The sequence below is a fragment of the Clostridium sp. CM028 genome (genome assembly GCF_030585565.1).
In the GTDB taxonomy this organism is placed as follows: domain Bacteria; phylum Bacillota; class Clostridia; order Clostridiales; family Clostridiaceae; genus Clostridium_AD; species Clostridium_AD estertheticum_B.
On record NZ_CP077766.1, the window covers coordinates 2,428,844 to 2,454,627 of the forward strand.

Annotated in this window: 22 protein-coding genes and 7 tRNA genes; 21 read left to right on the plus strand and 8 right to left on the minus strand. The window is 32.1% G+C overall.

Going from position 1 to position 25,784, the window contains the following annotated elements; genetic code table 11:
* Positions 1 to 125: 125 nt before the first annotated feature.
* Positions 126 to 875 (plus strand): acyl-[acyl-carrier-protein] thioesterase, encoded by a 750-nt coding sequence (locus KTC94_RS11350; protein ID WP_253198110.1) that lies wholly within the window; start codon positions 126 to 128, stop codon positions 873 to 875.
* A 290-nt stretch (positions 876 to 1,165) separates the two neighbouring features.
* On the opposite strand, the gene KTC94_RS11355 is transcribed toward KTC94_RS11350, so the two are convergent.
* The gene (locus KTC94_RS11355) at positions 1,166 to 2,395 is read right to left on the minus strand and encodes an NAD(P)/FAD-dependent oxidoreductase (RefSeq protein ID WP_216302156.1); all 1,230 of its coding nucleotides are present in this window, start codon (positions 2,393 to 2,395) and stop codon (positions 1,166 to 1,168) included.
* 337 nt (positions 2,396 to 2,732) lie between these two features.
* Between KTC94_RS11355 and KTC94_RS11360 the strand changes: the two genes are divergently transcribed.
* From KTC94_RS11360 to KTC94_RS11420, 13 genes are all read left to right on the plus strand, one after another.
* Positions 2,733 to 2,807, plus strand: a tRNA-Glu gene (locus tag KTC94_RS11360).
* Positions 2,808 to 2,818: 11 nt separating this feature from the next.
* Positions 2,819 to 2,894 (plus strand) — tRNA-Val (locus KTC94_RS11365).
* Positions 2,895 to 2,899: 5 nt separating this feature from the next.
* Positions 2,900 to 2,976 (plus strand) — tRNA-Asp (locus KTC94_RS11370).
* An 85-nt stretch (positions 2,977 to 3,061) separates the two neighbouring features.
* A tRNA-Glu gene (locus KTC94_RS11375) sits at positions 3,062 to 3,136 on the plus strand.
* 13 nt (positions 3,137 to 3,149) lie between these two features.
* Positions 3,150 to 3,225 (plus strand) — tRNA-Val (locus KTC94_RS11380).
* A gap of 5 nt (positions 3,226 to 3,230) precedes the next feature.
* Positions 3,231 to 3,307: transfer RNA gene (locus KTC94_RS11385), tRNA-Asp, on the plus strand.
* Positions 3,308 to 3,312: 5 nt separating this feature from the next.
* Positions 3,313 to 3,387, plus strand: a tRNA-Thr gene (locus tag KTC94_RS11390).
* 299 nt (positions 3,388 to 3,686) lie between these two features.
* Positions 3,687 to 4,514, plus strand: coding sequence for an ABC transporter permease (locus tag KTC94_RS11395; RefSeq protein ID WP_216302155.1), 828 nt, complete (start codon positions 3,687 to 3,689; stop codon positions 4,512 to 4,514).
* Between the two features lies 1 nt (position 4,515).
* Positions 4,516 to 5,301 carry an ABC transporter permease gene (locus KTC94_RS11400; RefSeq protein ID WP_165411814.1) on the plus strand — a complete coding sequence of 262 codons (786 nt, stop codon included), beginning with the start codon at positions 4,516 to 4,518 and terminating at the stop codon, positions 5,299 to 5,301.
* A gap of 55 nt (positions 5,302 to 5,356) precedes the next feature.
* Positions 5,357 to 6,391 (plus strand): ABC transporter ATP-binding protein, encoded by a 1,035-nt coding sequence (locus KTC94_RS11405; protein WP_216302154.1) that lies wholly within the window; start codon positions 5,357 to 5,359, stop codon positions 6,389 to 6,391.
* Positions 6,392 to 6,436: 45 nt separating this feature from the next.
* Positions 6,437 to 7,489: an ABC transporter substrate-binding protein gene (locus tag KTC94_RS11410; RefSeq protein ID WP_216302153.1), complete on the plus strand. Its 1,053-nt coding sequence runs from the start codon at positions 6,437 to 6,439 to the stop codon at positions 7,487 to 7,489.
* Between the two features lie 131 nt (positions 7,490 to 7,620).
* The gene (locus tag KTC94_RS11415) at positions 7,621 to 9,399 is read left to right on the plus strand and encodes an adenine deaminase C-terminal domain-containing protein (RefSeq protein ID WP_220319892.1); all 1,779 of its coding nucleotides are present in this window, start codon (positions 7,621 to 7,623) and stop codon (positions 9,397 to 9,399) included.
* Between the two features lie 26 nt (positions 9,400 to 9,425).
* Positions 9,426 to 10,757, plus strand: a complete 1,332-nt coding sequence (locus KTC94_RS11420; protein ID WP_220286220.1) for an amidohydrolase — start codon at positions 9,426 to 9,428, stop codon at positions 10,755 to 10,757.
* A gap of 169 nt (positions 10,758 to 10,926) precedes the next feature.
* Here KTC94_RS11420 and KTC94_RS11425 read toward each other — a convergent pair whose 3' ends face one another.
* Both KTC94_RS11425 and KTC94_RS11430 read right to left on the minus strand, forming a co-directional pair.
* A complete protein-coding gene (locus KTC94_RS11425; RefSeq protein ID WP_216302150.1) occupies positions 10,927 to 11,907 on the minus strand; it encodes an ATP-binding protein in 981 nt (326 codons plus the stop codon).
* A complete protein-coding gene (locus KTC94_RS11430) occupies positions 11,900 to 12,886 on the minus strand; it encodes a DnaD domain protein (RefSeq protein ID WP_216302149.1) in 987 nt (328 codons plus the stop codon). Before KTC94_RS11430 ends, KTC94_RS11425 begins: the two co-directional genes overlap by 8 nt.
* Positions 12,887 to 13,097: 211 nt before the next feature.
* Here KTC94_RS11430 and KTC94_RS11435 point away from each other — a divergent pair, with 211 nt between their 5' ends.
* The 5 genes from KTC94_RS11435 to KTC94_RS11455 all read left to right on the plus strand — a co-directional run bounded on the left by KTC94_RS11435 (position 13,098) and on the right by KTC94_RS11455 (position 16,549).
* The gene (locus tag KTC94_RS11435; protein ID WP_216302148.1) at positions 13,098 to 14,297 is read left to right on the plus strand and encodes a M23 family metallopeptidase; all 1,200 of its coding nucleotides are present in this window, start codon (positions 13,098 to 13,100) and stop codon (positions 14,295 to 14,297) included.
* A gap of 61 nt (positions 14,298 to 14,358) precedes the next feature.
* Positions 14,359 to 14,484: a hypothetical protein gene (locus KTC94_RS11440; RefSeq protein WP_258280600.1), complete on the plus strand. Its 126-nt coding sequence runs from the start codon at positions 14,359 to 14,361 to the stop codon at positions 14,482 to 14,484.
* Between the two features lie 281 nt (positions 14,485 to 14,765).
* Positions 14,766 to 15,428: a hypothetical protein gene (locus KTC94_RS11445; RefSeq protein WP_216302147.1), complete on the plus strand. Its 663-nt coding sequence runs from the start codon at positions 14,766 to 14,768 to the stop codon at positions 15,426 to 15,428.
* 61 nt (positions 15,429 to 15,489) lie between these two features.
* Positions 15,490 to 16,167: an NAD(P)/FAD-dependent oxidoreductase gene (locus KTC94_RS11450; RefSeq protein WP_220286221.1), complete on the plus strand. Its 678-nt coding sequence runs from the start codon at positions 15,490 to 15,492 to the stop codon at positions 16,165 to 16,167.
* A gap of 172 nt (positions 16,168 to 16,339) precedes the next feature.
* Positions 16,340 to 16,549, plus strand: a complete 210-nt coding sequence (locus tag KTC94_RS11455; RefSeq protein ID WP_216302145.1) for a hypothetical protein — start codon at positions 16,340 to 16,342, stop codon at positions 16,547 to 16,549.
* Between the two features lie 192 nt (positions 16,550 to 16,741).
* Here KTC94_RS11455 and KTC94_RS11460 read toward each other — a convergent pair whose 3' ends face one another.
* A complete protein-coding gene (locus tag KTC94_RS11460; protein ID WP_216302144.1) occupies positions 16,742 to 17,386 on the minus strand; it encodes an undecaprenyl diphosphate synthase family protein in 645 nt (214 codons plus the stop codon).
* A 511-nt stretch (positions 17,387 to 17,897) separates the two neighbouring features.
* Between KTC94_RS11460 and KTC94_RS11465 the strand changes: the two genes are divergently transcribed.
* Both KTC94_RS11465 and KTC94_RS11470 read left to right on the plus strand, forming a co-directional pair.
* A complete protein-coding gene (locus KTC94_RS11465) occupies positions 17,898 to 18,461 on the plus strand; it encodes a TetR/AcrR family transcriptional regulator (RefSeq protein ID WP_220286222.1) in 564 nt (187 codons plus the stop codon).
* 229 nt (positions 18,462 to 18,690) lie between these two features.
* Positions 18,691 to 21,363, plus strand: coding sequence for a YhgE/Pip domain-containing protein (locus KTC94_RS11470; RefSeq protein WP_220319891.1), 2,673 nt, complete (start codon positions 18,691 to 18,693; stop codon positions 21,361 to 21,363).
* 103 nt (positions 21,364 to 21,466) lie between these two features.
* Here KTC94_RS11470 and KTC94_RS11475 read toward each other — a convergent pair whose 3' ends face one another.
* The 4 genes from KTC94_RS11475 to KTC94_RS11490 all read right to left on the minus strand — a co-directional run bounded on the left by KTC94_RS11475 (position 21,467) and on the right by KTC94_RS11490 (position 25,744).
* On the minus strand, positions 21,467 to 22,117 hold the full coding sequence (locus KTC94_RS11475; RefSeq protein ID WP_220286284.1) for an ECF transporter S component: 651 nt from the start codon (positions 22,115 to 22,117) through the stop codon (positions 21,467 to 21,469).
* Between the two features lie 95 nt (positions 22,118 to 22,212).
* Positions 22,213 to 23,226, minus strand: a complete 1,014-nt coding sequence (gene hutG, locus KTC94_RS11480) for a formimidoylglutamase (RefSeq protein WP_216302141.1) — start codon at positions 23,224 to 23,226, stop codon at positions 22,213 to 22,215.
* A 169-nt stretch (positions 23,227 to 23,395) separates the two neighbouring features.
* Positions 23,396 to 24,016, minus strand: a complete 621-nt coding sequence (locus tag KTC94_RS11485) for a cyclodeaminase/cyclohydrolase family protein (RefSeq protein ID WP_165411798.1) — start codon at positions 24,014 to 24,016, stop codon at positions 23,396 to 23,398.
* Positions 24,017 to 24,064: 48 nt separating this feature from the next.
* Positions 24,065 to 25,744, minus strand: coding sequence for a formate--tetrahydrofolate ligase (locus KTC94_RS11490; RefSeq protein ID WP_216302140.1), 1,680 nt, complete (start codon positions 25,742 to 25,744; stop codon positions 24,065 to 24,067).
* Between the last annotated feature and the right edge of the window lie 40 nt (positions 25,745 to 25,784).

A 25,784-nucleotide genomic window follows, 5' to 3' on the forward strand; every position in this document is an offset into this window, starting at 1 on the left:
ACTATACAGTTAATGTTTACTGTGTTGGTTTAGTTTGGTATTATTTTAAGTATGAAGAAAACTAAGAAGCGTAGAAATTAATAGTTATTATATTATGTACTCATGAGAAATATAGGAGGGGTATTATGGGCAAAATGCCAGAGGTTACAGATAGAGATTATAATATTCATTATTATGAAGTAGATATTCATAAAAGAGCTTTGATGACAAGCATTATAGATTATCTTGGTGATATGGCAATGTATCAAAGTGAAGTGCTTGGAGTTGGCATAGAACATCTTAAAGAGAATAAATCAGCTTGGGTGTTATATAAATGGGACATAACAATGGAGTCGTATCCTTTATTAAATGAAACTATAAAGATTAGAACTTTTGCACATTCTTTCAATAAATTTTATGCATACAGGAAATATGAAATTATTGATATGAAAGGGAATAAAATAGGACATGCGAGTTCTGTGTGGATTTTAATAAATACAGACAGAAGAAGACCAATAAGGATTACGAAAGATATGTATGAGGCTTATGGTATAGATGATAGCAATAATACACCCATAGACATTGAGGATATAGTACCAATAACTACAGTGCATAGCGAGAAAAACTTTCAAGTTAGGTATAGTGATATTGACACGAATATGCACGTAAATAATGTTAAATATGTTGCTTGGGCTTTAGAAACAGTTCCTAAGGATATAGTATTAAACTACGAACTAAGGAATATTAAGGTAACTTACATCAAGGAAACAACATACGGAGAGACCATAAAGGTAAGCACGCAGGTTATAAGAGAAGAAGATAAGATAATATGTAGACATAAAATTATAAATGAAGAGGGAACTGAGCTGACTCTCTTAGAAAGTACTTGGATATAAGAAAATCGTTAATCACAAGTAGTTTTTGTATTATTCGACATACCTCTTAGATACATCTTAGTATGTACGATATAGTATGAAATTTCTCTGGACGTGAATTGAAATAAGAAGTGCAGAAACATTGAAAGTTGATTTAGAAATTCTTGTTTTGTAAATATAAAATTCTCGTGAGACTTCCTGGAAGGAAGGCCAGCAAACCGGCAGTATGCCGAATGTGAGCATTAGAGCATTTTACATTTACAAAATATTAGAATTTCTTAATCAACTTTCACGTTTCAAACTCTTATTTTTTATTTGGAGGCGTTGATGCCGGCAATAGCACCAGAACTCCATGCCCATTGAAGGTTAAAACCACCGCAATCGCCATCTACATCTAATATTTCTCCCGCAAAGAATAAATTCTTAGTAATATTAGATTCTAGGGTTTCGGGATTAATTTCTTTTGTATTAATGCCTCCTGCAGTTATCTGAGCATTTGCAAAAGAATTAGTACCTGAAACATCAAATTGATATCGCTTTAGCAAAGTATATAGAGCATTTTTTTCGTTTGAGGCCAAATCGCAACAAGGCTTATGAATGTCATCTATATTTGCTTCTTTTAAAATTATTGGAATGATCTTCTTGTTGATTATTCCGATGAATGAATCATGAACGCAGCGACTTGGGAATACTGACCAATGATTATTTAAAAATGCTTTTAGATCTTCGTAGCTAATATTTGGTAGCATATCAATACTTAAAGAAACCTTGCTATTTTTAGATAAACCATAAGATGCAGTTCTACTAAGCTGAAGAATAGGAGGACCAGAAATGCCGTAATCTGTGAAAAGTATTTCTCCGAATTCCTTTTGAACATATTTATCGTTTATAAATATTTCCGCAAAGCCATCAAACTTTACTCCAGATAGAGCCTTTAGTTTATTATAGTTTAATTTAAGCTGTACAAGGGCTGGTACAGGAGAGATTATACTATGACCTAATTGCCTAGCCAATGAATAGCCGGAACCGTCAGAACCCGTTTTAGGAGCTGATTTACCACCGGTCGCAATAATCAACCTTTCACATTCATATGTAGAATTATCTGTGCTATAAACTTTAAAACCCTTATTTGTTTTAATAATCTCCTTAGCTTTGGTATTTGTATATAGTGGAATTTTTTTTTCGTCTATAGCAAAGCGTAGTATATCAAGTACTGATGAGGCTTGCAATGACATAGGAAACATTTTACCACCATCTTTTGTAACTAAAGGTATTCCTAAACACTCGAAAAAATTTATAGTATCCTTTATGGTAAAAGAATCTAGCGTATAACCTGCGAAATTTGGATTTTCACTGTGATATCTATCATTATTTATATGTACATTACTGATATTACACCTACCGTTACCGGTAGTTAGTATTTTTTTACCTACTCTGTCGGTTCCTTCAATTATTGCTACATCTATACCAAAATCTTTTGCTATTAAAGCAGAGGTTAAACCAGAGGCACCTCCGCCAATTATTATAAGAGAATGTTTCAAGAAAATCTCTCCTTTCGAGAAAAAATATTTTTAGATTATAAAGTGGTTACATATAATCTTACCCTAAAATCAGTAGGATGAAAATGAATTTTTATTTTGTTTTATAAGTAACCATAGAATTTGTTTGTGATTGTTTAGTAAAAGTAGTTATTTTCAAAAAAACATAAAAAAAATTCTATAAGGGGAACCGTTGATTTAACTGGATTTGAGTGTTTTGCGAAAAAAAATAATAAAAAAAATAAGAAAATATGTTGACACTTTAAGAAAAATTAGGTATTATAGTTTATGTCGGGTTGCAAGACGTAAGCCCATAATAAATAAAGTGACAAATTAGTATGGCTCCTTGGTCAAGCGGTTAAGACACCACCCTTTCACGGTGGTAACAGGGGTTCAATTCCCCTAGGAGTCACCATAAACATACATGGGAGCATAGCTCAGCTGGGAGAGCATCTGCCTTACAAGCAGAGGGTCACAGGTTCGAACCCTGTTGTTCCCACCATATATGGCTCAATAGCTCAGTTGGTTAGAGTGCCGCCCTGTCACGGCGGAGGTCGAGGGTCCGAGTCCCTTTTGAGTCGCCATTTTTACTAAACTGTTATAGTTTAATAAAAGAACATCTAATTTATAAGTTTGATTCTTATCAAAAGAATCATTGAAAAATAATAAGGCTCCTTGGTCAAGCGGTTAAGACACCACCCTTTCACGGTGGTAACAGGGGTTCAATTCCCCTAGGAGTCACCATTAAAACATATATGGGAGCATAGCTCAGCTGGGAGAGCATCTGCCTTACAAGCAGAGGGTCACAGGTTCGAACCCTGTTGTTCCCACCATATATGGCTCAATAGCTCAGTTGGTTAGAGTGCCGCCCTGTCACGGCGGAGGTCGAGGGTTCGAATCCCTTTTGAGTCGCCATTTTTGCTGGCATGGCTCAACGGTAGAGCAGCTGACTTGTAATCAGCAGGTTGTAGGTTCAATTCCTATTGCCAGCTCCAAAAAAGTCCTAAACATTTGTTTAGGACTTTTTTTACGTCCGGCATATTTGATGGAAAATTAAGATTCAAAATGTATTTAGAGTGATTTGATTTTTTGTCTTGAAAAAATAAAAATATTGACAACATTCGATCGTTATAGTAGCATAAACACATATAATAAGCAATTAAAATAAATTAATGTTCGTATTTTTTGGACGAATATCAATATTTTGCCACATTATTGGTTTTGTGAAATAAATATAAATTATATATACCGAACAAAAATATCATTAAGATAAAATTTTAGGAGAGTTAAACCTATGAAGAAAAAATGGACTTACGTATTATTTGTACCGTGTTTAATATTACTAGCTTATTTTCTTATAGTACCTTTAGTTAGTACTATAATTCCTACTTTTAGTATTAATGGAAGCTTTAGTTTAGATCATTATTTAAATTTCTTTGGAGATAAGTATACGCTGCAGATATTTTATAGAACATTAAGAATTGCTTTAATATCATCTGCAATATGCGTGGTTATTGGAGTTCCAACAGCATATTTTGTGTCTAGAACCTCAAAGAAGATTAGAGGGTTATTCATGGCATTAACCATATTCCCTATTCTTACAAATTCAATTGTTCGTTCTTTTGCTTGGATGAGTATTTTAGGTAAAAATGGAGTTATAAATAAAGTGTTACTTAGCTTAGGCGTTATTAATGAATCTTTAACTATGATGTATACTGAAGGCGCAATCATAGTTGGTACAGTTTATTTATTTTCACCGCTAATGATTATTTCTTTAGTAGGAGTTTTAGAAAATATAGATAATGACTTATTAGAAGCAGCGGAAAGTTTAGGAGCTAATAAAGTGAAGGCCTTCTTTAAGGTTATATTCCCACTGAGTTTACCGGGATTAATAGTTGGAACAGTCCTTGTATTTACAGGAGCACTTACTGCTTATACTACACCACAGTTATTAGGTGGTAATAAAAATACAGTGTTAGCCACATTAATTTATCAAGAAGCGATGACCTTAAGTGACTGGCAAGCGGCGTCTGTTGTTGCAACAATAATGATAGTTACAACATTATTGGTTATAAAAGGAATAAACTTATTAGCGTCTAGATTAGATAAGAGGGGATTATAACATGAAAGGCAAAAAAAGCAAATTACTTACTATATTCGTAGCATTAGTATATATATTTTTACTAGCACCATTAGTAATTATAGCGTTAACAAGTATAGGAACAGAAAGTTATATTGCATTCCCACCAAAGGGGTTTAGCATTAAGTGGTATGCAAATGTATTTCAATCAGATATGTTTATGAATACAATGTTTGTAAGTTTTTTAGTATCCTGTGGGTCTACAGTATTAGCACTGTTAATTGGAATACCGGCAGCTTACGGATTAAGCAGATTTGATTTCAAAGGAAAGGGTGTTTTAAAGAGTTTTTTCTTTTCACCATTAATAATACCAGGAGTGGTTGTTGGTTTTGCATTATTTCAGTTTTTAGTAATAAAATTAGAATTTTCAGTATACATGAGTTTATTTATAGGTCATACATTGGTAATAGTACCTTACATAATTAGAGTTGTTGGTTCAAGTTTAGAGGTATTTGATTATTCAATAGAAGAGGCTGCAATGAGTCTTGGCTATACAAAAATAAATACTTTTTTTAAGGTAGTTATGCCAAATATAACTTCAGGAATTATAGCAGCGGTTATGTTAGCATTTATAAACTCCTTTAACAATGTGCCTGTATCAATATTTTTAACAGGGCCAGGAGTAAGTACTTTGCCAATTAGTATGATGAGTTATGTAGAGTATAACTATGATCCAACCGTATCAGCATTATCAGTTATATTAATGTTAATAACAATTGGAATAATGTTTATAGTAGAAAAAACTTTAGGATTAGATAGTCTTTCTTAGGCGAAATATGTTCGTAATAGGCCTTAAATAATGCTAATAAACGTGGGGGTAACACATGAATTTAATAAACTTGAAAAATATAGCAGTATCATATGATGGAAAAGACAATATATTACAAAATTTTAATTTAAGCATTAAAAAAGGGGAGCTTGTATCTCTTTTAGGACCTAGTGGATGTGGTAAAACTACAACATTAAGAGTAATTGCTGGATTTATAGAGCCAAACAATGGAACGTTTATGCTAGGAGGCAAGGATTATACAAAAATACCTGTTCATAATAGAAATTTCGGATTAGTATTTCAAAGCTACGCATTATTTCCGCACTTAACAGTAGAAGAAAATGTAGCATTTGGTTTAAAAATGAAGAAGATATCAAGGGATGAAATAAAGAAAAAGGTAAAAGATATATTAGAAGTAGTAGATATGAATCAATATGCTAAAAGATATCCAAAGGAGCTTTCGGGAGGACAAAGACAGAGAGTTGCAACAGCTAGAGCGTTAGTAATAGAGCCAAGTCTATTACTTTTAGATGAACCTTTAAGCAACTTAGATGCGAAGCTTAGATTGAAGATGAGAGTTGAAATAAGAAAGCTTCAACAAAGCTTAGGCATTACTACTTTATTTGTTACCCATGACCAAGAGGAGTGTTTCTCTATATCAGATAAAGTGGCGGTAATGAACAAAGGTGTAATAGAGCAATTTGATACTCCAGAAAATATTTACTCAAATCCTTCCACAGAGTTTGTTGCTAGATTTGTCGGATTTGAAAACTTTATAGATTTAACAAAGGTAGAAGATGGATTATATGAAAGTAATAAAGGATTAAAGTTTAGTGTGGAAAATCCTAAAATAGACAAGGCAGAAGTTAAAGGTACAATAAGACCAGATGATATAGTTATAGCATCAATAGAAGCGTCAAATACTATAGAGGGAACTGTAGAAATAAGAACATTCTTAGGGAAATCATATCAGTATAATGTAAATACCACTGTGGGAAATTTAGTTGTAAATAGCCAAAATGATGTAGTTTATTCTCAAGGAGATAAAATAAATCTTTACTTACCTGAAAATAAAATAGTATTAGTATAAGCTGAAATGGATATTATTAATTTGAGCAAATTAGGAGGAATGGATATGTTAAAAAAATATTTGGTAGTAACGGTAGCGTTAGGATTGCTAGCAACTGTATTTGTTGGATGTAGTGGTGGATCTTCAGCCTCGGGTAAAAAAAAGAAACTTGTAATTTCAACTTTTGGGTTAAATGAAGACAAGCTAACAGAAAATGTACTTAAACCTTTCGAAGAAAAGCATGGAGTTAAAATAGTATTAGAAACAGGTAATAACTCTGATAGATTAACAAAACTTAAAAACAACCCAAAGTCAACAGTAGACTTAATATACTTAGCTGAGAGCTATGCTGAGCAAGGAATAAAGGCAGGGGTATTTGAAAAGCTTGACTACAGTAAAATTCCTAATAGTGAAAATGTAGTAGATAAGGGCAAAGGAACAATAAAAGATGGATTTGGACCAGCATATGCATTAAACAGCATAGGAATAGCTGTTAATCCAAAGGAAGTAGAGTTTGAAATAACTTCTTGGGAAGATTTATGGAAGCCTGAACTAAAGGGTAAAATAGCTATACCAGATATAACAACAACCTTTGGTCCAGCTATGCTTTATATAGCAGCAGAAAAAGCAGGAGTAGATGTATCTAAAGACAAGGGTGTAGCTGCATTTAAAGAATTACAAAGATTAAAGCCTAATGTAGTTAAAACTTATAGTAAATCTTCAGACCTATCTAATATGTTTGCTAGTGGAGAAATAACAGTAGCGGTAACAGCTGACTTTGCTTATGAAATGATTACTAATGCATCACCAGAAATAAAGCTTATAACTCCAGAGTCAGGAAGATATTTAAACCTTAATTCAATAAACATAAATAAGAATTCAGATAATAAAGATTTAGCTTATGAGTTTATAAATTATGTTTTAAGTGAAGAGATTCAATATAAAGGTGCTAAGAATTTAAGTGAATCACCAGTAAATAAAAAGGTTTCTTTGACTGAAGAGGAAAGTAAAAATTTAACCTATGGACCAACAGTAAAAAATGCTAAAACTATAGATTATAAAGTGGTTAATCCATTAATGAGTGAATGGATAGATACTTGGAATAGAATTATGAACTAATTATATAGATTAAATAAATAACTAGTCAAAATCTTTATGATTGAGACTAGTTATTTTTTAAATTCAGGTATAAAAGTAAAAAATAAGCCTGCATAATTTGAATAGATAAATATATATTAAAGAGGTGTATTATGGAAGTTGAATTAATAGTTAAAAATATCAGAGTGTATAATAGTTATTTTAAGAAATTCATTAATGCAGATGTAGCAATAATGGATGAAAAATTTATATATATAGGCAAAGAATATGAAGGTAAATTAAGTGGTAAAGAAGTTGTAGATGGACATGGGAATTATATGATCCCTGGCCTTATTGACATTCATATGCATATAGAGAGTTCGATGACTATTCCCAGTGAGTTTTCTAAGGCTATTATACCACATGGAGTAACTACGGTGGTGGCTGATCCACATGAGATTGCTAATGTTTTTGGTGTGGAGGGGATAATAGCTTTTATAAGTAAAGAGGAAAAAATAGATATATTTTATGGAATACCAAGCTCAGTACCATCAACATCAAAGGAGTTTGAAACCACAGGGGGATTTATAAGTGATAAAGAAGTTGGTGAGCTTTTAGCATACCCGAAGGTTATTTGTTTAGGAGAGGTAATGAATTTTAAGGATTTAATAGAAGAGGATGATTCTAATATAAATAGGATTATAAATCTAATCAAGAGAGAAAAGAATAATTTTCCAATAGAAGGTCATTGTCCTAAGATTGAAGGGTTAGATTTAGCTATGTACATATATAGGGGGGTGGATGGAGATCATACTCAGCAGAGTTTAAAATCTATAGAAGAAAAAATAAGTGGTGGAATGTTTTTAGAAATACAAGAGAAATCTATGAGTCAAGAAAATATGAATTATTTAAGGGATAATAATTTATATGAGCACTTTTGTTTGGTTACAGATGATGTAATGGCTGACGAGCTAACAAGTGGACATTTAAATAAATTAGTGAAGAAAGCTATGGATATGGGAATTAGTGAAGAAAACGCTATATATGTATCTACATATACTCCTGCTAGAAGAATGGGACTTTTAGATAGAGGAGTTATTGCCCCAGGAAAGATGGCAGACTTTATATTATTAGAAGATGTTAAAGAGTTTAAGATACACTCGGTATATAAAAATGGAAAAGTGATATATAATAAGGAAGAGTGTGAAGGGAATAGTTATTCGCAAATAAATTCAAAAGAAGGTATAAACATAAAAGAAACTGTAAAGGTGAAAGAAAATAAAAAAGAAGGATTTCCTAGGAAATTTTATAATAGCATAAAGTTAAATTCTTTAAATGAAGAGGATTTTAAGGTGGAAACTCCTATATTAAATGGAGAACTTATTTGTAGAACAATGAAGGTGGAGCAAGATACAACATTCACTGAAGAGGGAGAAGTTATAATTAAATCATTAAATGGGGAACTTCAATGGGAAATAAAGGGTTGTGCATTGATAGTAGTCTTTGAAAGATACGGAAAAACTAAGGGTAAAGCATTTGGGATAGTAGATGGTAATATAATAAAAGAAGGAGCTGTGGCTACTACTTGGGCCCATGACCATCATAATCTTATGGTCATGGGAAGAAATGTTAAGGATATGATAGCGGCAGCTAATGAAGTTATAAACTGCAAAGGTGGATATGCGGTGGCAAATAAAGGTCACATTCTAGGTTCAGCACCATTACCAATTGGTGGAATAGTAAGTGATGTTCCTATAGAGGTTTTAGCATCGCAGTTAAAAGAAATAAGAAACGCTATGAAGGAATTGGGATATGACCATAAGAATGAAATAATGTCATTTAGTACATTATCACTACCAGTTAGTCCAGCTTTAAAGATAACTGATAAAGGATTAATAGATGTTAAAAAACAGGAGATTGTTTCATTGTTTAAAGAAAGTAGTGAAAGATAAAATAAAAAAATTGGCGGTATTAGCATATGAAAAAAGGAATAGAAGATAATAGAATTTTAATAAAGAATGTAAATATAATTACTATGAATAAGGATAAAGAAGTTATAGAAAATGGTACGCTCGTAATAGAGGGAGATGAAATAAAGGCAGTTGGTGGAGCTGATTTAGAAAATAAGTTTCAAGGATATAACATAATAGATGGTGAAGATGGAATATTAATGCCAGGAATGATTAATTGTCATTGCCACGGTTCTATGGTTCCGTTTAGAAGCTTAGCGGATGACTGCAAGGATAGATTAAAAAGATATTTATTCCCATTAGAGAATATGTTGGTGAATAAGGAATTGGTTTATATTGGAGCGAAATATGCAGTGGCGGAAATGTTGCTTGGTGGAGTAACTACCTATTGTGATATGTATTACTTTGAAGATGAAGTGGCAAAGGCAACATCAGAGTTAAATATGAGGGGAATACTATGTAATAGTATTATAAATTTCCAAGCACCAGATGCTGAGGAACCCTTTGGTGGATTAGATTACTCTATAGAATTTATTGAAAAATGGAAGGGGCATGAATTAATAACACCAGGAATAGCACCCCATGCACCCTATACCAATAGTGATGAAAGTTTAAAAATGGCCTATGAAATATCTAAAAAATATGAGGTGCCTTTTACTATGCATTTAGCAGAAATGGACTTCGAATTTGAAAAATATAAGGAAGAATTAGGGCTAACCCCAGTGGAGTATGTAGAAAGCTTAGGAATACTGGATTCTAACTTTATAGCAGCACATGCTGTAACTTTAGAGGAACAAGACATAGATATACTTAAAAAGCATAATGTTAAGGTAAGTCATAATATAGGGGCAAATGCTAAAGGAGCAAAGGGAGTGGCTCCCATATTAAAAATGAGAGAAAAAGGTATAGATGTAGGACTAGGAAGTGATGGTCCAATGAGCGGAAACACCATGGACATAATCACCCAAATGAGTCTAGTTGGAAAAATACAAAAATTATATAATAACGATAGAAGCTTATTCCCCGCAGTGGAATTAGTAGAAATGGCAACAATGGGAGGATCAAAGGTATTAGGTTTAGAAAATAAAGTGGGATCCATTGAAGTCGGTAAAAAAGCTGATATAACATTAATAGAAACTAAATCAGTAAATATGCAACCAATATATGATTACTATTCAGCGGTGGTATATTCAGCTAATGCAGGGAATGTGGATACGGTAATAGTTAATGGGAAGATTGTAGTTAGAAATAAGGAATTGGTTTCTGGGAACTTTAAGGAGATAAGAAGGGAGCTTTTAAAATTGAAGGACAAGATTGAGAAGGTAGCTGGAAAATTATAAATGAATAATATTCTTATATGATTCATTTATATATCAAAATAGAAGATAAAGAAATATGATAGCAAAAGCACATAGTACTTAAAATGCATTTGAGGGTCTTAGAAGTAATTCATGAGGACAAACGCATTTATAGTAATATGTGCTTTTTATTAATGTGCATATTTTTATATTATTTTGATTTACTCAAATTTTTCTTAATTCTTATGTCGTCTCCAAAGAATTTGCAAAGTGTAAAATTTCCAATTAATCTAGAGGTTATTCTCTCAGTATAGGTATTTAATAAATTTTCAAGAGTTAAATTAGTAGATACTAGCATTTTTTTTTGTTTTAATAATTTGGTATTAAGTAGATTGAACATTTCTGTTTTAGTAAAATCTGAAATTTGCTCAGTGCCCAAATCGTCTATAATAAGTAAATCACAATTTATTAGTAGTTCCTCTAAAGAGGTGTCGCCATTAAATCGAATTTCTTTTAAAGCCTTTATCAATTGTTCGGCTGTTCTATATACTACAAAAGAACCTTTGTCGAGTAATTCCTTTGTAATGCAATGAGACAGAAAGGTTTTTCCTGTACCAGAACTTCCATAGAATAATAAATTTTCATCAGTGGTATTGAAATTCTTTAAAAAGCTCATAGACCTAGATAAAATCTTTTCAATGTTCTTTTTAGGAGATTCTGATTCAAGTTCACTTTTTCTAGAAGGATAGTAGTCTAATTTAAAATTATCAAAGTTATTGGTATTTAACATACCTTGAAGTTCAGAACTAGTATAATAAACATCTATAACCTTTTGCTTAAAGCAAGGGCATTTAGTATTTCCAATAAAACCTGTATCGCGACATTTTGTGCATCTATAATGCAAATTCAAGTATTCCATATCAAAACCATTAGAGACTAATAGCTCAGATTTTTTCATTCTTAGATCTATTATTTTTTCTTTCAAAGAATGTAAATATTCATCTCTATTGTTGATACTTTTCAAAGCACTAATGGATAATTCTATACATAGCTTACCTATTTTGTGATCTAGTTCAATAATCTCAGGGTGAGTCTTTTCTATGTGAACTTTTCTTTTTCTAAAGTCAGCCTCTTCTTCTTGCCTTATTCGATCATATATAGCTAATATTTTGGTTTGATATCCTTTAATCATTATTATCCCATCCTAGTAATTTTTTTTCTAGTTCATCAAAGTTATAAGCTCTTTGTTCATAATCATTGAAACTTCCCTTAGCAGGCTTTCCACCGGCAGTAGTTTTTTTATTAGTAACTAAACGTTTTTTATCTTTTTTCTCTATATCCTCTAAAGAGTTTATGCCGTCTTTAAACCAACTATTTAGAATCCCATCGATATATTTAAAATCAGCGCGGCTAAGCCTATCAAAACAAATATCGCAAGCTTTATATATAATTTCTAGAGAAAATTTATAAACATTTATCCATTTATCTAATATTTGTTCTTGAGGTTTCATTATTTCTGGAGCTTTTATTCCTAGGTAATTTAAGATTTTTCTGATGTTTATCCATTTATCCTCATGTTTTTTTATATAGGATTGAGCACCTTCAATATTTTGAATATTAGCATCATGCCATGCAATTGCAATGGTTTCAATGTATCTATAGTCAACTTTACCTTTTGATACACAATATTGAATTAATAAAAGGATTAGTTCTGGGGGGAAATTATAATCTTTTTGCCAACTTAGGTACATGGTCATTTCTTTCGGTGAAAGAGGTTTGGCTAATAGTTTTTCAATATCTTGGAGCATACCTTTTATTGAAGAATTGGTTAATTCCTCAAGCAAATTTATGTTTTGGATATTGTCACTTGGAACATCTAATAAATCCAAGAATTCAACATTAAAGTTACCCATATTATCAATGGGGGTCATTTTAATTAGGTTCTCATCATTCCAATAGTTCCAAGCATTTACAACATCTGTTTCTAGAAGTCCAAGCGTATTTGCTATAACTGAAGAGGTAGCACCTATTTCTCCAGTTGTACAATATTTTAGCCCAAGAAGATAAACTTTAACAAATTCTCCTCTAGCTCTAGGCATAAACTTATCTATAAAGATATTACTCACAGGAGTATATTTATAGTTTTCATTCTTAAACATGAAAGTACTCATAAAGTCACTACCTTTCTTTTAAAATTATAGAAATATAATTTTAAAATACAAAATTGCTGGTTATTTATATAATGTATTAATCTATAGGGATTTTATTATTCAACATATAGTATACCATACAGTGAAAGATACAAATAAAAAAGATGTTTCAAGAATGTATATTATTTGCAATAAAAGGTAATATTAAGTAAGTATTACGGGAGGTAGAATATTGAATGCTCTAAAACGAAATAAAATGAATATAGGTGTGGTAATTATAACACTTATGATTACCGCTACTATGGTGTATTTAAATGTATATAGGTTTTATGGTTATAAAGTTTGTATAGGGAGCAGTACCATAACATTTGTAAAAAATAAGAATGAATTTAATAAAACATATAAGGAATTGCAATCCGAAATTAAATCCAAATATGGGAATGTAATTACAATAAAAGGTTTAACTTTAGGTAAAGTAAAGGTAAATGATGATGCTATGTTTATAAGTGGAGATAGCCTTAAAAAAGTAATGTTAAAAAAATCCAATGTAGTAGTGGACGTATTTTTAATGAAATCAGATAATAGAAAAATGGCATATGTAACAAATGAAAATCAAGGGAAAGAAATTTTGAACTCTGTAAAAGATTATTATTCTGAGGGTTCGAAGCTAAATAGCATAATAAAAACAGATATAGAGAATAAAATTAGTTATGAACCGGTTAAGGTTAAAACAGGAAACTTATATGAAAATAATGAAATTATTAAGGAATTAATTAAATATAACAATAAAGCACAAGTTCCATTAATTACAGTAAAGATAGTAGGAAATATAATTAAAGAACAAGCGATATACCCTACTACAATTATAAAATCTTCAAGTAAACTAATGAATGGTGTTAAAAAGGTAGGTCGTGAAGGTAGTGATGGAATGAAAAAGGTTACTACCGAAGTAATAGCCATTAACAATAATATCATATCTGAAAAGGTCTTAAAAGAAGATACTATAACGCCAGCGCAAAGCAAAGAAATATTGGTAGGAACTAATAACCCAATAACACCTCGATTGGAAGCTATAAATAGTCCATCAAGAGGTAGTATAAGTTCAAGATTTGGTGCGCGCTGGGGAAAAATGCATAAAGGAGTTGATATAGCAGCGAGTTTTGGTGCAACAATAAGTGCGGCATTAGATGGTAGTGTCACTTATGCAGCTTGGCAGGATGGGTATGGTAATGTGATAAAAATCAACCATGGCGGAGGAATAGAAACTACATATGCACATTGTAGTGTCATTACTGTAAAAAAAGGTGAAGTAGTTAAGGGTGGTATGAAAATAGGAGAAGTAGGAAGTACCGGGAATAGCACAGGACCTCATCTGCATTTTGAGGTAAGAGAGAACGGTGAGCCTAAAAATCCTCAAAAATACATTAAATAAAAATAAATATATGAATAAAATTGTACTAAAAGTAAAAAATACTTTATGAAGGAGTGATTTTATGCCATATAAAGAAATGAAGACACCAGCAAAAGAAAAAGATAATAAGCCTAAAAAACCACAGACTATAGAAGCATCTGATATGAAGAAGGCAAAACGCAAATCAGCAATAAGAGCTGAAGAATAATAAAACTAATTTAGTAAAGAGAGCTTTAATGCTCTTTTTATTTTTTTAAAATATAATTAACCATTTCTGAAATAGTAATTAATTTATAGGGATATGTTTATGGTAACATAAGTTACCGTAAGTATTGGCTGAATATAGTATTATTAGACTATAAGTTAACGACATTTCACAAGGAAAGTCTCCCAATGCTATAAGGGGGAGTATAAATCTACTTCTGAAGTCGTTAATGCAGCTCCGCAGGAGATGATATAAAAGAATAAATAGATATTGGAGGAATAATAATGAGCGCTTTTTTAGCACCTATTCACACATGGTTATTTAGTAAAATTTTATTGGCAGAGGATTTAGAGACAAATTTAAGAAAAGTTTATATAGATGAATACGGTGACAATGCAAAAGATGTTGCCCAAAAATCAGCGGCTTACGGAAGTCCAATAGATACCACGAAAAATATAGAAGATATAATTGATGTATCTAATATTCATGGCTGGTTACAGGATAAAATCGGAAAAGTGGAAACTAGAACAGCATTTATAATAACAGAAATGATTAAAAATTATGGAGAAGAAGCAGAAGTTATCGCTAAAGCATGTTTTGCAAAGCAAGGTAAAACTGTTGGAGAAACTTTAAAAGTAAAAGAAATGCAAGGAAGGCCAGAAGAAGTATTTAACGCCCTCAATAATAATTTGTTAGAAGGTATGCCTTGTGATAGAGTAATGAGGGTTATAAAATCTGAAAATGACATATTTGAATGGGAAACTACAAGCTGTATTCATAAAAATTATTGGGAAATGGTAAATGGAGATGTAAATATATTTTACATGCTTAGACATGTATGGATTAAAGCGTTTATTGAAAATTCTAATGAGGAATATACTTATAATTTCATTAAAGGTTTAGAATATAATGGTATAATAGGAACAAATCAAATCACAAGAAAGTAACATAAAGAGCAATATAATAATTAATGGTTGTTACGATCCCCATGGAATAGGAGGAAATTAAATGGAACCTAAATATGCTGTACTTCAAAAAGTAAGAGATGGAAAAAGAACTTATGGTGTAACGCCTCATATCCCGGGGGGATTTATAACCTCAAAACAGCTATCAAAAATAGCTGAAGTAGCTGAAAAATATAAAGGAATCTTAAAAATGACCTCAGGGCAGAGAATTGCAATATTAGGACTAGAATCTGAAGATGTTGCAAAAGTGTGGGAAGAATTAGGTATGCAGCCAGGAGTTAAATCCCTAAACTCTGTAAAAAATGTTCATATGTGCCCTGCAGCATTTTGCAAAAGAGCGAAACAAAATTCCTTGAAAATTGGAATGCTTTTAGATAAGCGTTACCATGGAATGGAGATGCCTTGTAGAACAAAGATTGGAGTAGCTGGTTGTAGGAATGCTTGCACTAGTGTGTACGCTAGGGATTTAGGCATAATAGGTGACAAGGAAGGATACATGATAGTCGCAGGTGGTAGTGGTGGATTTAACCCTAGGGTAGCTGATATTATTGCAGATAAATTAACAGAAGAAAAGGTATTGATTGTGGTTGATATTTTAATGGAATATTACAAGGTTAATGGAAATATGGGAGAAAAACTAGGAGATTTCATTCAACGAATAGGACTAGAAAAATTTAAAGCGGATATCCTTCTAAAGTCGTTATTGCAGCACAGCAGGTGATGATTAATAAGTCCATTGAATAAAAACGCATAATAAGCGTTTTTATTTTTGTCAAAAATAATAGCATCTCTTTTTATTAAAATATCGCATAGCAAATAAAATATTTTAGAAATTATTAAGTATATAAGCATTTGTTAATGGATAGCATAATATTTGAAAGGAGAGATGAAATGTGGGGAGTATGAAGTCAAGAGAACTAAGTAATAAAAAATCATCTAAAGATGGATTAGAAAGGTATGTTGAGATTGAAGGCACAGACATCAAGTTAGTAAACATACCTACAATAGTTACAGGAATTAATAATAATGGAAGCATAAGACAAGAAAAAAATGAAGCCTACGCATATGAGGTAGTTGAGCAAAATAAAAGATTTACAGATTAGTATTTCAGGGACTCACAGAGCATATAACTAGAGCTGCCACTTATAATGTTTAGTTGTATGCTTTATTTTAGATAATAAATATATCGGTGATTTAATCTAATAATCATTTTTACCATATAAAAAAATAGATATAGTCTATTAAAAACTTATATCTATTTCAAAATAGGTGACTTAGTTATTTTTTTATATATATCAACCACCAAGTGTTACATCTTGATCATCATACCAATGTAAAGCATTTGATAAATGCTCCGGTTTAAAGTCAGGCCAAAAGTCATCTATAACGTAAAAGTCAGAATATATGGATTGTAAAGGCAAAAATCCACTAAGACGCCTTCTTCCACCCCAACGAATAATTAAATCTACTCTAGAGATATCATTAGTTTTTATGCAATTAAATATATTACTTCTCTTGCTACTTTTGTTTTGATCTAGGTTACTTAGATCCCATTCCCAGCCATAGTTTACGAGAAAGTTTAGCTTCATACCACCTTTACCAAAGGTTCTACGTGAGGTGAAAGGAAGTAGTTCTTTAGGAAACATAGGTGAGGCACTATTTCCTACTACTAATAAATCAGCATCCTGTGTACTTAAAAGTTTTACTGCATCTACACAAGCTTTAGCAAAAGCTTCTCTCTGCAAGGGTGGTCTTTTTGTATTATCAGTAGTAAACCCATAATAAGTTATTTCTTTTACGCCCACAGCTTTGCAAAGTTTATACAAAGACAGACCAGGATCTAGTCCAAAGGAATACCCTTTGTCTTTTGATAAACCATTATCTACCGACCATCTTCTATTTCCATCGGGAATTACTCCGATGTGATTTGGTATTCTCATATTATCACCCTTTAATTATGAATTTTTATAACTTATAAATCATAGTATATCCATTATTAATATATTAATCCATTATATTTACAATTAAATAATCTAATTTATTGAATTTTTAAATTAATATTTGATTTTAACAGAAATATATATTACATAAATGGTAAAAATAGAAATGAATGGTTAACGAAATTTCAGAAGGAAAGTCCCCCAACTTCTATAAGTGTGGGTAGTTAGTACAGTAAAAAAAGCTTCAGCGAAATTGTAAATCTCCTTCTGAAGTCGTTGAAATTGCAGCTTTGCAGAAGATGATTTAATGACATACTGTATATTTTAATACTTTAGGAAAACTAAAAGTTGAAAAGTTAATTTTAGATAATGTATAAAAATACTTTCAATTTATAGGGATATAGTATAGTATTATTGAAATATCGATTAAGATATTTGAAATAAGATTTAATGTTCCTTAATACTAAAATAACTATATAAGATAAATTTATTGATAAGTTGAGGTGAGTTAATGAATAAAACAAAAAGAGCTATATTTCAGTCTGCAATTAAAACTTTTTCTACTAATGGATATGACGGAGCCACTATGGATGAGATTTCAGCAAATGCTGGAGTAGCTAAAGGTACGGTGTACTATTATTTTAAAAGTAAGGATGAGGTTTTTAAATACATAATTACAGAGGGAGTAAGCTTACTTAGACAACAAATAGAAAAAATTACTACAGGGAAGGGAGACTATACCTGTAAATTAAGAGAACTAACCAAGGATCAGTTAAAATTGGCATATGAAAATAGGGATTTATTTAAGGTTATAATGAGTCAAGCATGGGGCGGGAAAATAAGACATTCTGAACTTAGAGGAATGCTAAAGGCGTATATGGAAGATATTGAAAAATTCTTAGCAAGTGCTATGGCTGAGGGAGCTATAAAAAAATGTGAATCCTCTTTTTTAACATATATGTATTTTGGAAACTTAGTATCAGTAGCCGTTTATAATGTTATTAAAAATGATAGTATGAAATTAGATGAAATTACAGATAATTTTATGGAGCACCTACTAAATGGAATAAAGTAAAAATACACAGTAAGATAATTCTAGATAATAGGATATCTTACTGTTTTTTATTTCAAATGAAATTATAAAATTAATGAGCACGTTTACTTCTTTTGTTAACAAAAAATACATTGACTTTATGAAAAAAAAATGTAAAATATACATATATGACTGACTAGTCAGTTCATAAATTAATGTTGTTAAAACTGTTGTAGAAAATAATTATATATATAAAGGATGAGGTGATAACATGAACTTTTTAAAGGTAGCTTGGAGAGATATCTCAAGTATATTTAAAAATAGATTCATACGAGTATCGGTAGTAGCAATTATTATAGTTCCACTTTTGTATAGTTTACTTTATCTTGATGCTTTTTGGGATCCATATGCTAGAATTAAGGATATGCCAGTGGCTGTGGTAAACCAAGATAGAGGAAGCTTAAAGGACGGAAAAAAAGTTAACTACGGTCAAGATTTAGTAAATAATCTTAAAGATAAGGAAGCAGTAGGCTGGAGGTTTGTTACAAAAGAGCAAGCTGAAGATGGAGTCAAGGGAAAGGATTATTATGCCATGTTCGTAATTCCTGAAGATTTTTCGCAAAATGCTTTAAGTTCGACTAAAGGTAAACCAGAACAGGCTACTATATTATATAGTGCAAATGAAAAGAGAAATTTTTTAGCAGCACAAATCAATGGTAAAGTTTTAGATCAGCTTAAATCAGAACTAACCAAAAGTATGTCAAAAGAATACGCAACAGCAGTGTTTGATAGTTTATATGAACTTAAAGATGGTATGAAAAAAGCTTCTGATGGAAGCAAAAAACTCGCTGACGGTGTAGTTACCGCAAAAGATGGTACGCACCAGTTAAAAGATGGAACTGGGAAACTTAAAAGCAATGTTCCACAAATGATGGATGGAGTAGGGAAATTACTAGTGGGTTCTAATACATTAACTAGTAAGCTAGGGGAGCTTAAAGCTCAAGTGCCTACAATGGTAAGTGGGGTAAATCAGCTTCATGGTGGTGCAGACCAATTGAATAATGGATTATCAGAGCTTAACAACCAAGTACCAACTATGGGAACAGGGGTACAAAAACTTCATGGTGGTGCAGTCCAATTGAATAATGGATTATTGGAGCTTAACAAGAAAGTATCAATTATGGTAACAGGGGTACAACAGCTTAATGAGGGATATACAAAAAAAATAATACCTCCAACTAAAGAACTTAAAGAAGGAGCATCAACTCTTGCTTCAGGGCTTGCAGGAACTAAAGATGGATCAACTAAGTTAAATGATGCATCAACTAGGTTAAATGGTGGATCAAAAGAGCTTAGTGGTGGATATGATAAAATGAAAGATAGCATGAGTGATCTTAGCGTGGGCAGTGCAAAAGTTGCTGGCGGAGTAGATGGTTTAGTAGATAATAGTAAAAAATCTCAAGTGGCATTGCAACAAGCAAATGAGAAACTGGAAGCATATTTTAAAGATCATCCAGAAGCAAAGGATAATGCAAATATGCAAGGCGTTTCAGCTACATTAAATGCATTAAATAAAAATGCTACAGATGAAAACAACGTAGCTATGATGAATGGACTTCAAAAGGGTGCTCATGGAGTAGCAGAAGGATCTAAGCTATTACAAGAGAAATCTTCAGATTTTGTAAATGGTACACAAAAATTTGCACAAGGTGCAGATGAGTTTTCAAAAGGAGCTGGAGAGTTCGCAGAAAAAACAGGTGAAGCAGCGGGCGGTGCAGCTAAAATCAGTGGAGGTTTAAATCAGCTGTATGATGGTATGAATAGTGATTTTGGGAATGGACTTTCAGAACTTAATGGTAAAATGCCAGATTTAACTGGAGGCGTGCAAAAGTTAGTTGCAGGTTCAGGAGCTTTATCAGGAGGAATTTCAGAGCTTAATGATAAAATTCCAACTTTAACTGGAGGCGTGCAGAAGTTAGCTGTAGGTTCAGGAGCTTTATCAGGAGGGCTAGCACAATTTAGTCAAAAGATGCCAGCTTTAGCAGATGGAACGGCGAAACTAAATGCAGGTTCAGCAGAGCTTACAAAAGGAATTAGTACTTTAAATGGCAAATTACCTGAGCTAAAAGATGGGGTAAGCAAGTTAGATGATGGTACTAATAAATTAGATGGTGGCATGACAGAGTTAGCAGATGGTTCTAAAGAACTTAACAAAAAGCTTGCAGATGGCCATAAGGACCTTAGTAGTAGCTTGAAAAATGATAGTAAAACTATGGGAGAGACATTCTCGGAGCCAGTAGTTATGGATCAAAAGCCAATAAATCCTGTTAAAACTTATGGTGAAGGATTTACTCCATATTTCATTCCACTATCATTATGGGTAGGAGCTTTAATGATGTTCTTTGTAATTACAGATAAGGTAGATGCAGATATTGCAGCAAGCCCAGCTTCTGTAGTAGCAGGTAAGTTCTTATCATATGGAGCTATAGGAGCTATGCAAGCGGTACTTGCAAGTGGAGCTGTAATGTTATTAGGTCTTAGACCAAGTAATATACTACTGTATTTCTTGTTTAATATTTTCTTATCAAATGTGTTTATAGCGATTATTCAATGCATGGTATTCTTACTTGGGCAAGCAGGAAGATTAATATCAATTGTATTATTAATTCTTCAACTTACTTCATGTGCAGGTACATTCCCAATAGAAGTTGTACCTAATTTGTTTAAGGTTTTAAATCCATTTATGCCATTTACTTATGCAGTATCTGGGTTAAGAGAAGTAATATCAGGTATTGATTATGGCGTATTTACAAAAGATATAATAGTCCTTGCTGCAATGTTAGTTGTATTCTTATTCATATCTATATCAATGAAGGGGCATGCAGATAAAGTGCAAAAATTGATACAAGATAAAAGAGATGAAGCAACAAATATAACTGCATAGTATAAAGTAACAACGTATTAAAAAATTTAGATATTTGTAAACCACATTCCTATATTATTAGGAGTGTGGTTTTTTAATATAATCATCAATGATTATTACTAAATTAACATTTAAGATCTATTCTAAAGACCAATTCATAAACATTTAAAAGGATAGATATTATATACGACTGAATTATTATCATTAGACATGTTTCTGCAATTCTAGGAAGCCATAAAACCATAAAACCTACACTAGAAAGCCCTGGTATAAATAATATTAGAAAATAAGTGTTAATAGATGAAATTACAATTGCAGGCAATCCTATTGCTAAAATCATTTTAATATAATTATCATATAGTTTATTTTCACTATTGTTTCTTTTAATCACATTATTAATAACCAAAATTACAAAACCAAGCAGTGCTATAATCTCGAGTCCAATACCAATAAATTGAGTTTTCTTTCCAAGCGAAAATATAAGTTTGCCTAAATTTGATTTTGGAAATAGCAATATTACAATAGTATTAACAATTCCTATTAATCCTAAAGTTGCAAAACAAGTAATATAGTATTTAACTTGTTTTGCAACTTTAGTAAATTTTGTGTGTTTCCATATTAGTCCTGGAATAAAGCCTGCAAGCATTGTTGTTAAAGTAAATAGTGGAATATAAGGTCCCAGAGGTCTTATAATATATGAAATAGTATCCACAAGACCACCAGCAAGTGCCCCATAAATTGGTCCGAAAATAATTTCAGGAAGAATATAGAAAATACATCAATGCTAATTCTCATAGCTCCTGCACCACCAATAAAAAACTGATTCACGGACTTGGTAAACTCAAATTTATTATTAATATGTAACAAGTTTTAGATAGACAAACTATTTGTTTCACAAAGTGTATTGATAACAGAAAAAATCAATACAGCTGCTAAGTTTGCTGTAACGTCGTCTTGGTCAAATCTTGGCGAAACCTCAGCTATATCAAAACTTACTACTTTATTTGACCTTAAAATGTATTTAAGAAACTTTAATACACGTTCAGGATCGAGACCAAGTGGTTGTGACGAACTTACTCCTGGTGCAAAAGCTGTAGAAAATACATCGGAGCATATAGTTACATATAGATAATCTTTAAATTTTATGAAATTATCTATTTCCTCCATAAGCGGCCAACTGTCACTATCTATTATATCTTTCGCAAGCATGTATTTAACTCCAAGTCTATCAGCTGTTTTAAAAAGATCTATGGTGTTACTGTGCTTTTGAACTCCGATGCACAAATAAGAATATTGAAGATCCCTATCACTACAAATATCTGCTATTTGTCTAAACATTGTTCCGGAACTGGTCACTTTTGTATAAGGTCTTAAATCAAAATGAGCATCAAAATTTATTATCCCGATATTAGGTTCTTGGCTTTTTTGTGATAAGTAATTTAATGTACCCATATAACTTCCAAAAGCAACTTCGTGACCACCGCCCAAAATAATAGGAAAAAGATTTAAATTTAAAATCTTTTCGATTGCTTTTGATAGAAGAGCTTGGCTTTCATCAAGGGTACAGTTTTCACATAATATATCTCCTACATCAAAAAGTTTAACTTCTTGTGAAAAATTGCATGGAAGGTTAGATAATTCTTTTCTTATACTTTTAGGACCCTTTGATGCCCCTACTCTGCCACTATTAAGCCTTACACCTTCATCACAACAAAAACCAATAAAAGCAAATCCCAGTTTACCGGTGTAGGAAATTAAATCATCTCTTTTTAAATCTATTATCTTTACACATTGATGCCATCTAAAAGCATCATAGTTGGTTTCACTATCAGTGCGTCCCTGCCAAACTGTTTTATCCGTTATTTTATAATTTTTATCAAACATTGTATTTAGCCTCCCAAATTATTTATGTATTTATAATTACATCACTATCATTATTTTAAATATAGTTTTCAGTATGATAAGCATATTAAGTATGTTTAAACATATTAAAAAACAACCTAAGGCAAATTATGATTTACCTTAGGTTGATGGCTATGGGGATCTATCCCTATTATAAAACTACTTTGCTTAGTAGTTGTTTTTCTCTTTCAACTACATTTTTTTCAAGAGTAGATACTTTTTTTTCAAATCGAGCTACGAACTCACTATCATTGATTGAGGATAGATTTATTTTTACATTGTAAAGAGCTGATAGAACTGCACTTCTTGCCATCATAGCTGATACAGCACCATCAGTTACTGCATTTTTATTTCCGTGTTTTATTGCTTTTTCTGAGTAATCCATAAGTGCATACGCATCTTCTGCTATCTTATATGGAGTCTCTGATGCATGCTTTAATGCATTTTGAATAGTTTCTTTTCTTGCAGATTTCTCTTCATCACTGTTTTTTGGCAATTTGAAGGCATCCATTACTCCATGAAAAGATTCAGAGTCTGCATCTATATACTCTATAAATCTTTCTTTATATTTGTTGGCTTGTTCATAAACTTCTTTCATCATGACTTCACTATCTTCATAACCTTTTTTACCAATAGTCAAACTTGCAACCATTGAAACAAGTGCTGCAGCAGATGCAGCTGATAGTGCGGCAATGCTTCCCCCTCCTGGTACGGGGCAATTTTGGGAGGTTTGGTCAATGAATTCTCTAACGCTTTTATCAACTAATAACATAATAATGTACTCCTTTCTCTATCTTTTCAACATAATATGAGCATATGTCTAAAATAATCCTGTTATAACTCCACTTCCATCTATATCCATCTTTTCTGCGGCGCTAACCTTAGGAAGTCCTGGCATGGTCATTATGGTGCCAGCTTCGCATACAATAAATCCTGCACCTGCAGAGACTCTTACAGTTTTTATTGTAATTTTAAAACCTTTTGGAGCTCCAAGAAGTTTATTGTCATCAGATAGGGAGTATTGAGTTTTAGCAATGCATAGGGGCATCTTATCAAGGCCTAATTCTTCAAGTTTTTTCATCTGATTTTTAGCAGCTGCTTCAAACACTACTGTATCTCCACCGTATATTTCCCTAACAATTGTGTTGATTTTTTCGTTTATAGAACTGCTTACATCATAAATAGGTTTAAAGTTTGACTCCTCTGTTTCAACAAGTTTTATAAGCTTTCGGGCCATATCAACTCCGCCTTCGGAGCCTTTAGACCATACTTCATTAAGGGCTATGTCAACTCCGAACTCTTTACATTTTGATATAAGAAGTTCTATTTCTTTTTCTGTATCGTTACTGAATCTATTTACAGCAACCATTACAGGTACATTAAATTTTCTTATATTTTCAACTTGTTTTTTTAAGTTCTCAAACCCACTACCAAGGGCTTCAAGATTTTCTATGCCTAAATCTGATTTAGATACTCCACCATGCATTTTCAGTGCCCTTATAGTAGCAACTATAACTGTAGCGGATGGTTTCAATTCTCCATATCTACATTTTATATCAAAGAACTTCTCTCCACCAAGGTCAGCACCGAAACCTGCTTCAGTTACTAAGTAATCACAAAGTTTAAGACCAAGCTTTGTAGCTATGAGGCTATTGCAACCATGAGCTATATTAGCAAATGGTCCGCCATGAATTATTGCTGGCGAATTTTCTAATGTCTGAACTATATTCGGCTTTATAGCATCCTTCATCAAAAGGGTCATCGCTCCATTAATTTTAAGATCTTTTGCAGTTACTGGATTACCATCCATGTTATAAGCTACTATTATTTTACCGAGCCTCTCTTTAAGATCCATTAAATCTTTAGAAAGACAAAGAATAGCCATAACCTCTGATGCGACGGTAATCATGAAACCATCTTCTCGTGGGAAACCACACACCTTTCCACCGAGACCAACAACTATATTTCTAAGAGATCTGTCATTCATATCCATAACTCTTTTAAATACAATCTGCCTAATATCTATCTTAAGGCTATTCCCTTGATGAACATGGTTATCGATTGCTGCAGTAAGTAAATTATTTGATGCAGTTATAGCATGCATGTCTCCTGTAAAGTGAAGGTTAATATCTTCCATAGGAACTACTTGGGCATATCCGCCGCCGGCTGCTCCTCCCTTCATACCAAATACGGGTCCTAAAGAGGGCTCTCTTAATGCTATACATGTCTTCTTACCTATTCTATTCAAGGCATCTCCAAGACCAATAGCAGTAGTTGATTTTCCTTCACCTGCAGGAGTTGGAGTAATTGCTGTTACAAGGATTAGCTTTCCATCCTTTTTATCCTTTAATCTATCAAAAATACTTAAAGAAACTTTTGCCTTGTATTTACCATAAACTTCTAATTCATCATCTTCAATTCCTAAATTTTCAGCAATGTTTGCAATGGGTAGCATTTTAGCCTTTTGAGCTATTTCAATATCACTCGGAACAATACTCATATAATTCGACTCCTCATCATAATTAATTATATTTTCTTGG

Coding starts and splice junctions, on each gene's coding strand:
- KTC94_RS11465 (WP_220286222.1), top strand. CDS start 17,898: ATGAATAAAACAAAAAGAGCTATATTTCAGTCTGCAATTAAAACTTTT.
- KTC94_RS11470 (WP_220319891.1), top strand. CDS start 18,691: ATGAACTTTTTAAAGGTAGCTTGGAGAGATATCTCAAGTATATTTAAA.
- KTC94_RS11450 (WP_220286221.1), top strand. CDS start 15,490: ATGGAACCTAAATATGCTGTACTTCAAAAAGTAAGAGATGGAAAAAGA.
- KTC94_RS11485 (WP_165411798.1), bottom strand. CDS start 24,016: ATGTTATTAGTTGATAAAAGCGTTAGAGAATTCATTGACCAAACCTCC.
- KTC94_RS11415 (WP_220319892.1), top strand. CDS start 7,621: ATGGAAGTTGAATTAATAGTTAAAAATATCAGAGTGTATAATAGTTAT.
- KTC94_RS11400 (WP_165411814.1), top strand. CDS start 4,516: ATGAAAGGCAAAAAAAGCAAATTACTTACTATATTCGTAGCATTAGTA.
- KTC94_RS11445 (WP_216302147.1), top strand. CDS start 14,766: ATGAGCGCTTTTTTAGCACCTATTCACACATGGTTATTTAGTAAAATT.
- KTC94_RS11440 (WP_258280600.1), top strand. CDS start 14,359: ATGCCATATAAAGAAATGAAGACACCAGCAAAAGAAAAAGATAATAAG.
- KTC94_RS11460 (WP_216302144.1), bottom strand. CDS start 17,386: ATGAGAATACCAAATCACATCGGAGTAATTCCCGATGGAAATAGAAGA.
- KTC94_RS11420 (WP_220286220.1), top strand. CDS start 9,426: ATGAAAAAAGGAATAGAAGATAATAGAATTTTAATAAAGAATGTAAAT.
- hutG (WP_216302141.1), bottom strand. CDS start 23,226: ATGTTTGATAAAAATTATAAAATAACGGATAAAACAGTTTGGCAGGGA.
- KTC94_RS11395 (WP_216302155.1), top strand. CDS start 3,687: ATGAAGAAAAAATGGACTTACGTATTATTTGTACCGTGTTTAATATTA.
- KTC94_RS11405 (WP_216302154.1), top strand. CDS start 5,357: ATGAATTTAATAAACTTGAAAAATATAGCAGTATCATATGATGGAAAA.
- KTC94_RS11430 (WP_216302149.1), bottom strand. CDS start 12,886: ATGAGTACTTTCATGTTTAAGAATGAAAACTATAAATATACTCCTGTG.
- KTC94_RS11490 (WP_216302140.1), bottom strand. CDS start 25,744: ATGAGTATTGTTCCGAGTGATATTGAAATAGCTCAAAAGGCTAAAATG.
- KTC94_RS11350 (WP_253198110.1), top strand. CDS start 126: ATGGGCAAAATGCCAGAGGTTACAGATAGAGATTATAATATTCATTAT.
- KTC94_RS11410 (WP_216302153.1), top strand. CDS start 6,437: ATGTTAAAAAAATATTTGGTAGTAACGGTAGCGTTAGGATTGCTAGCA.
- KTC94_RS11425 (WP_216302150.1), bottom strand. CDS start 11,907: ATGATTAAAGGATATCAAACCAAAATATTAGCTATATATGATCGAATA.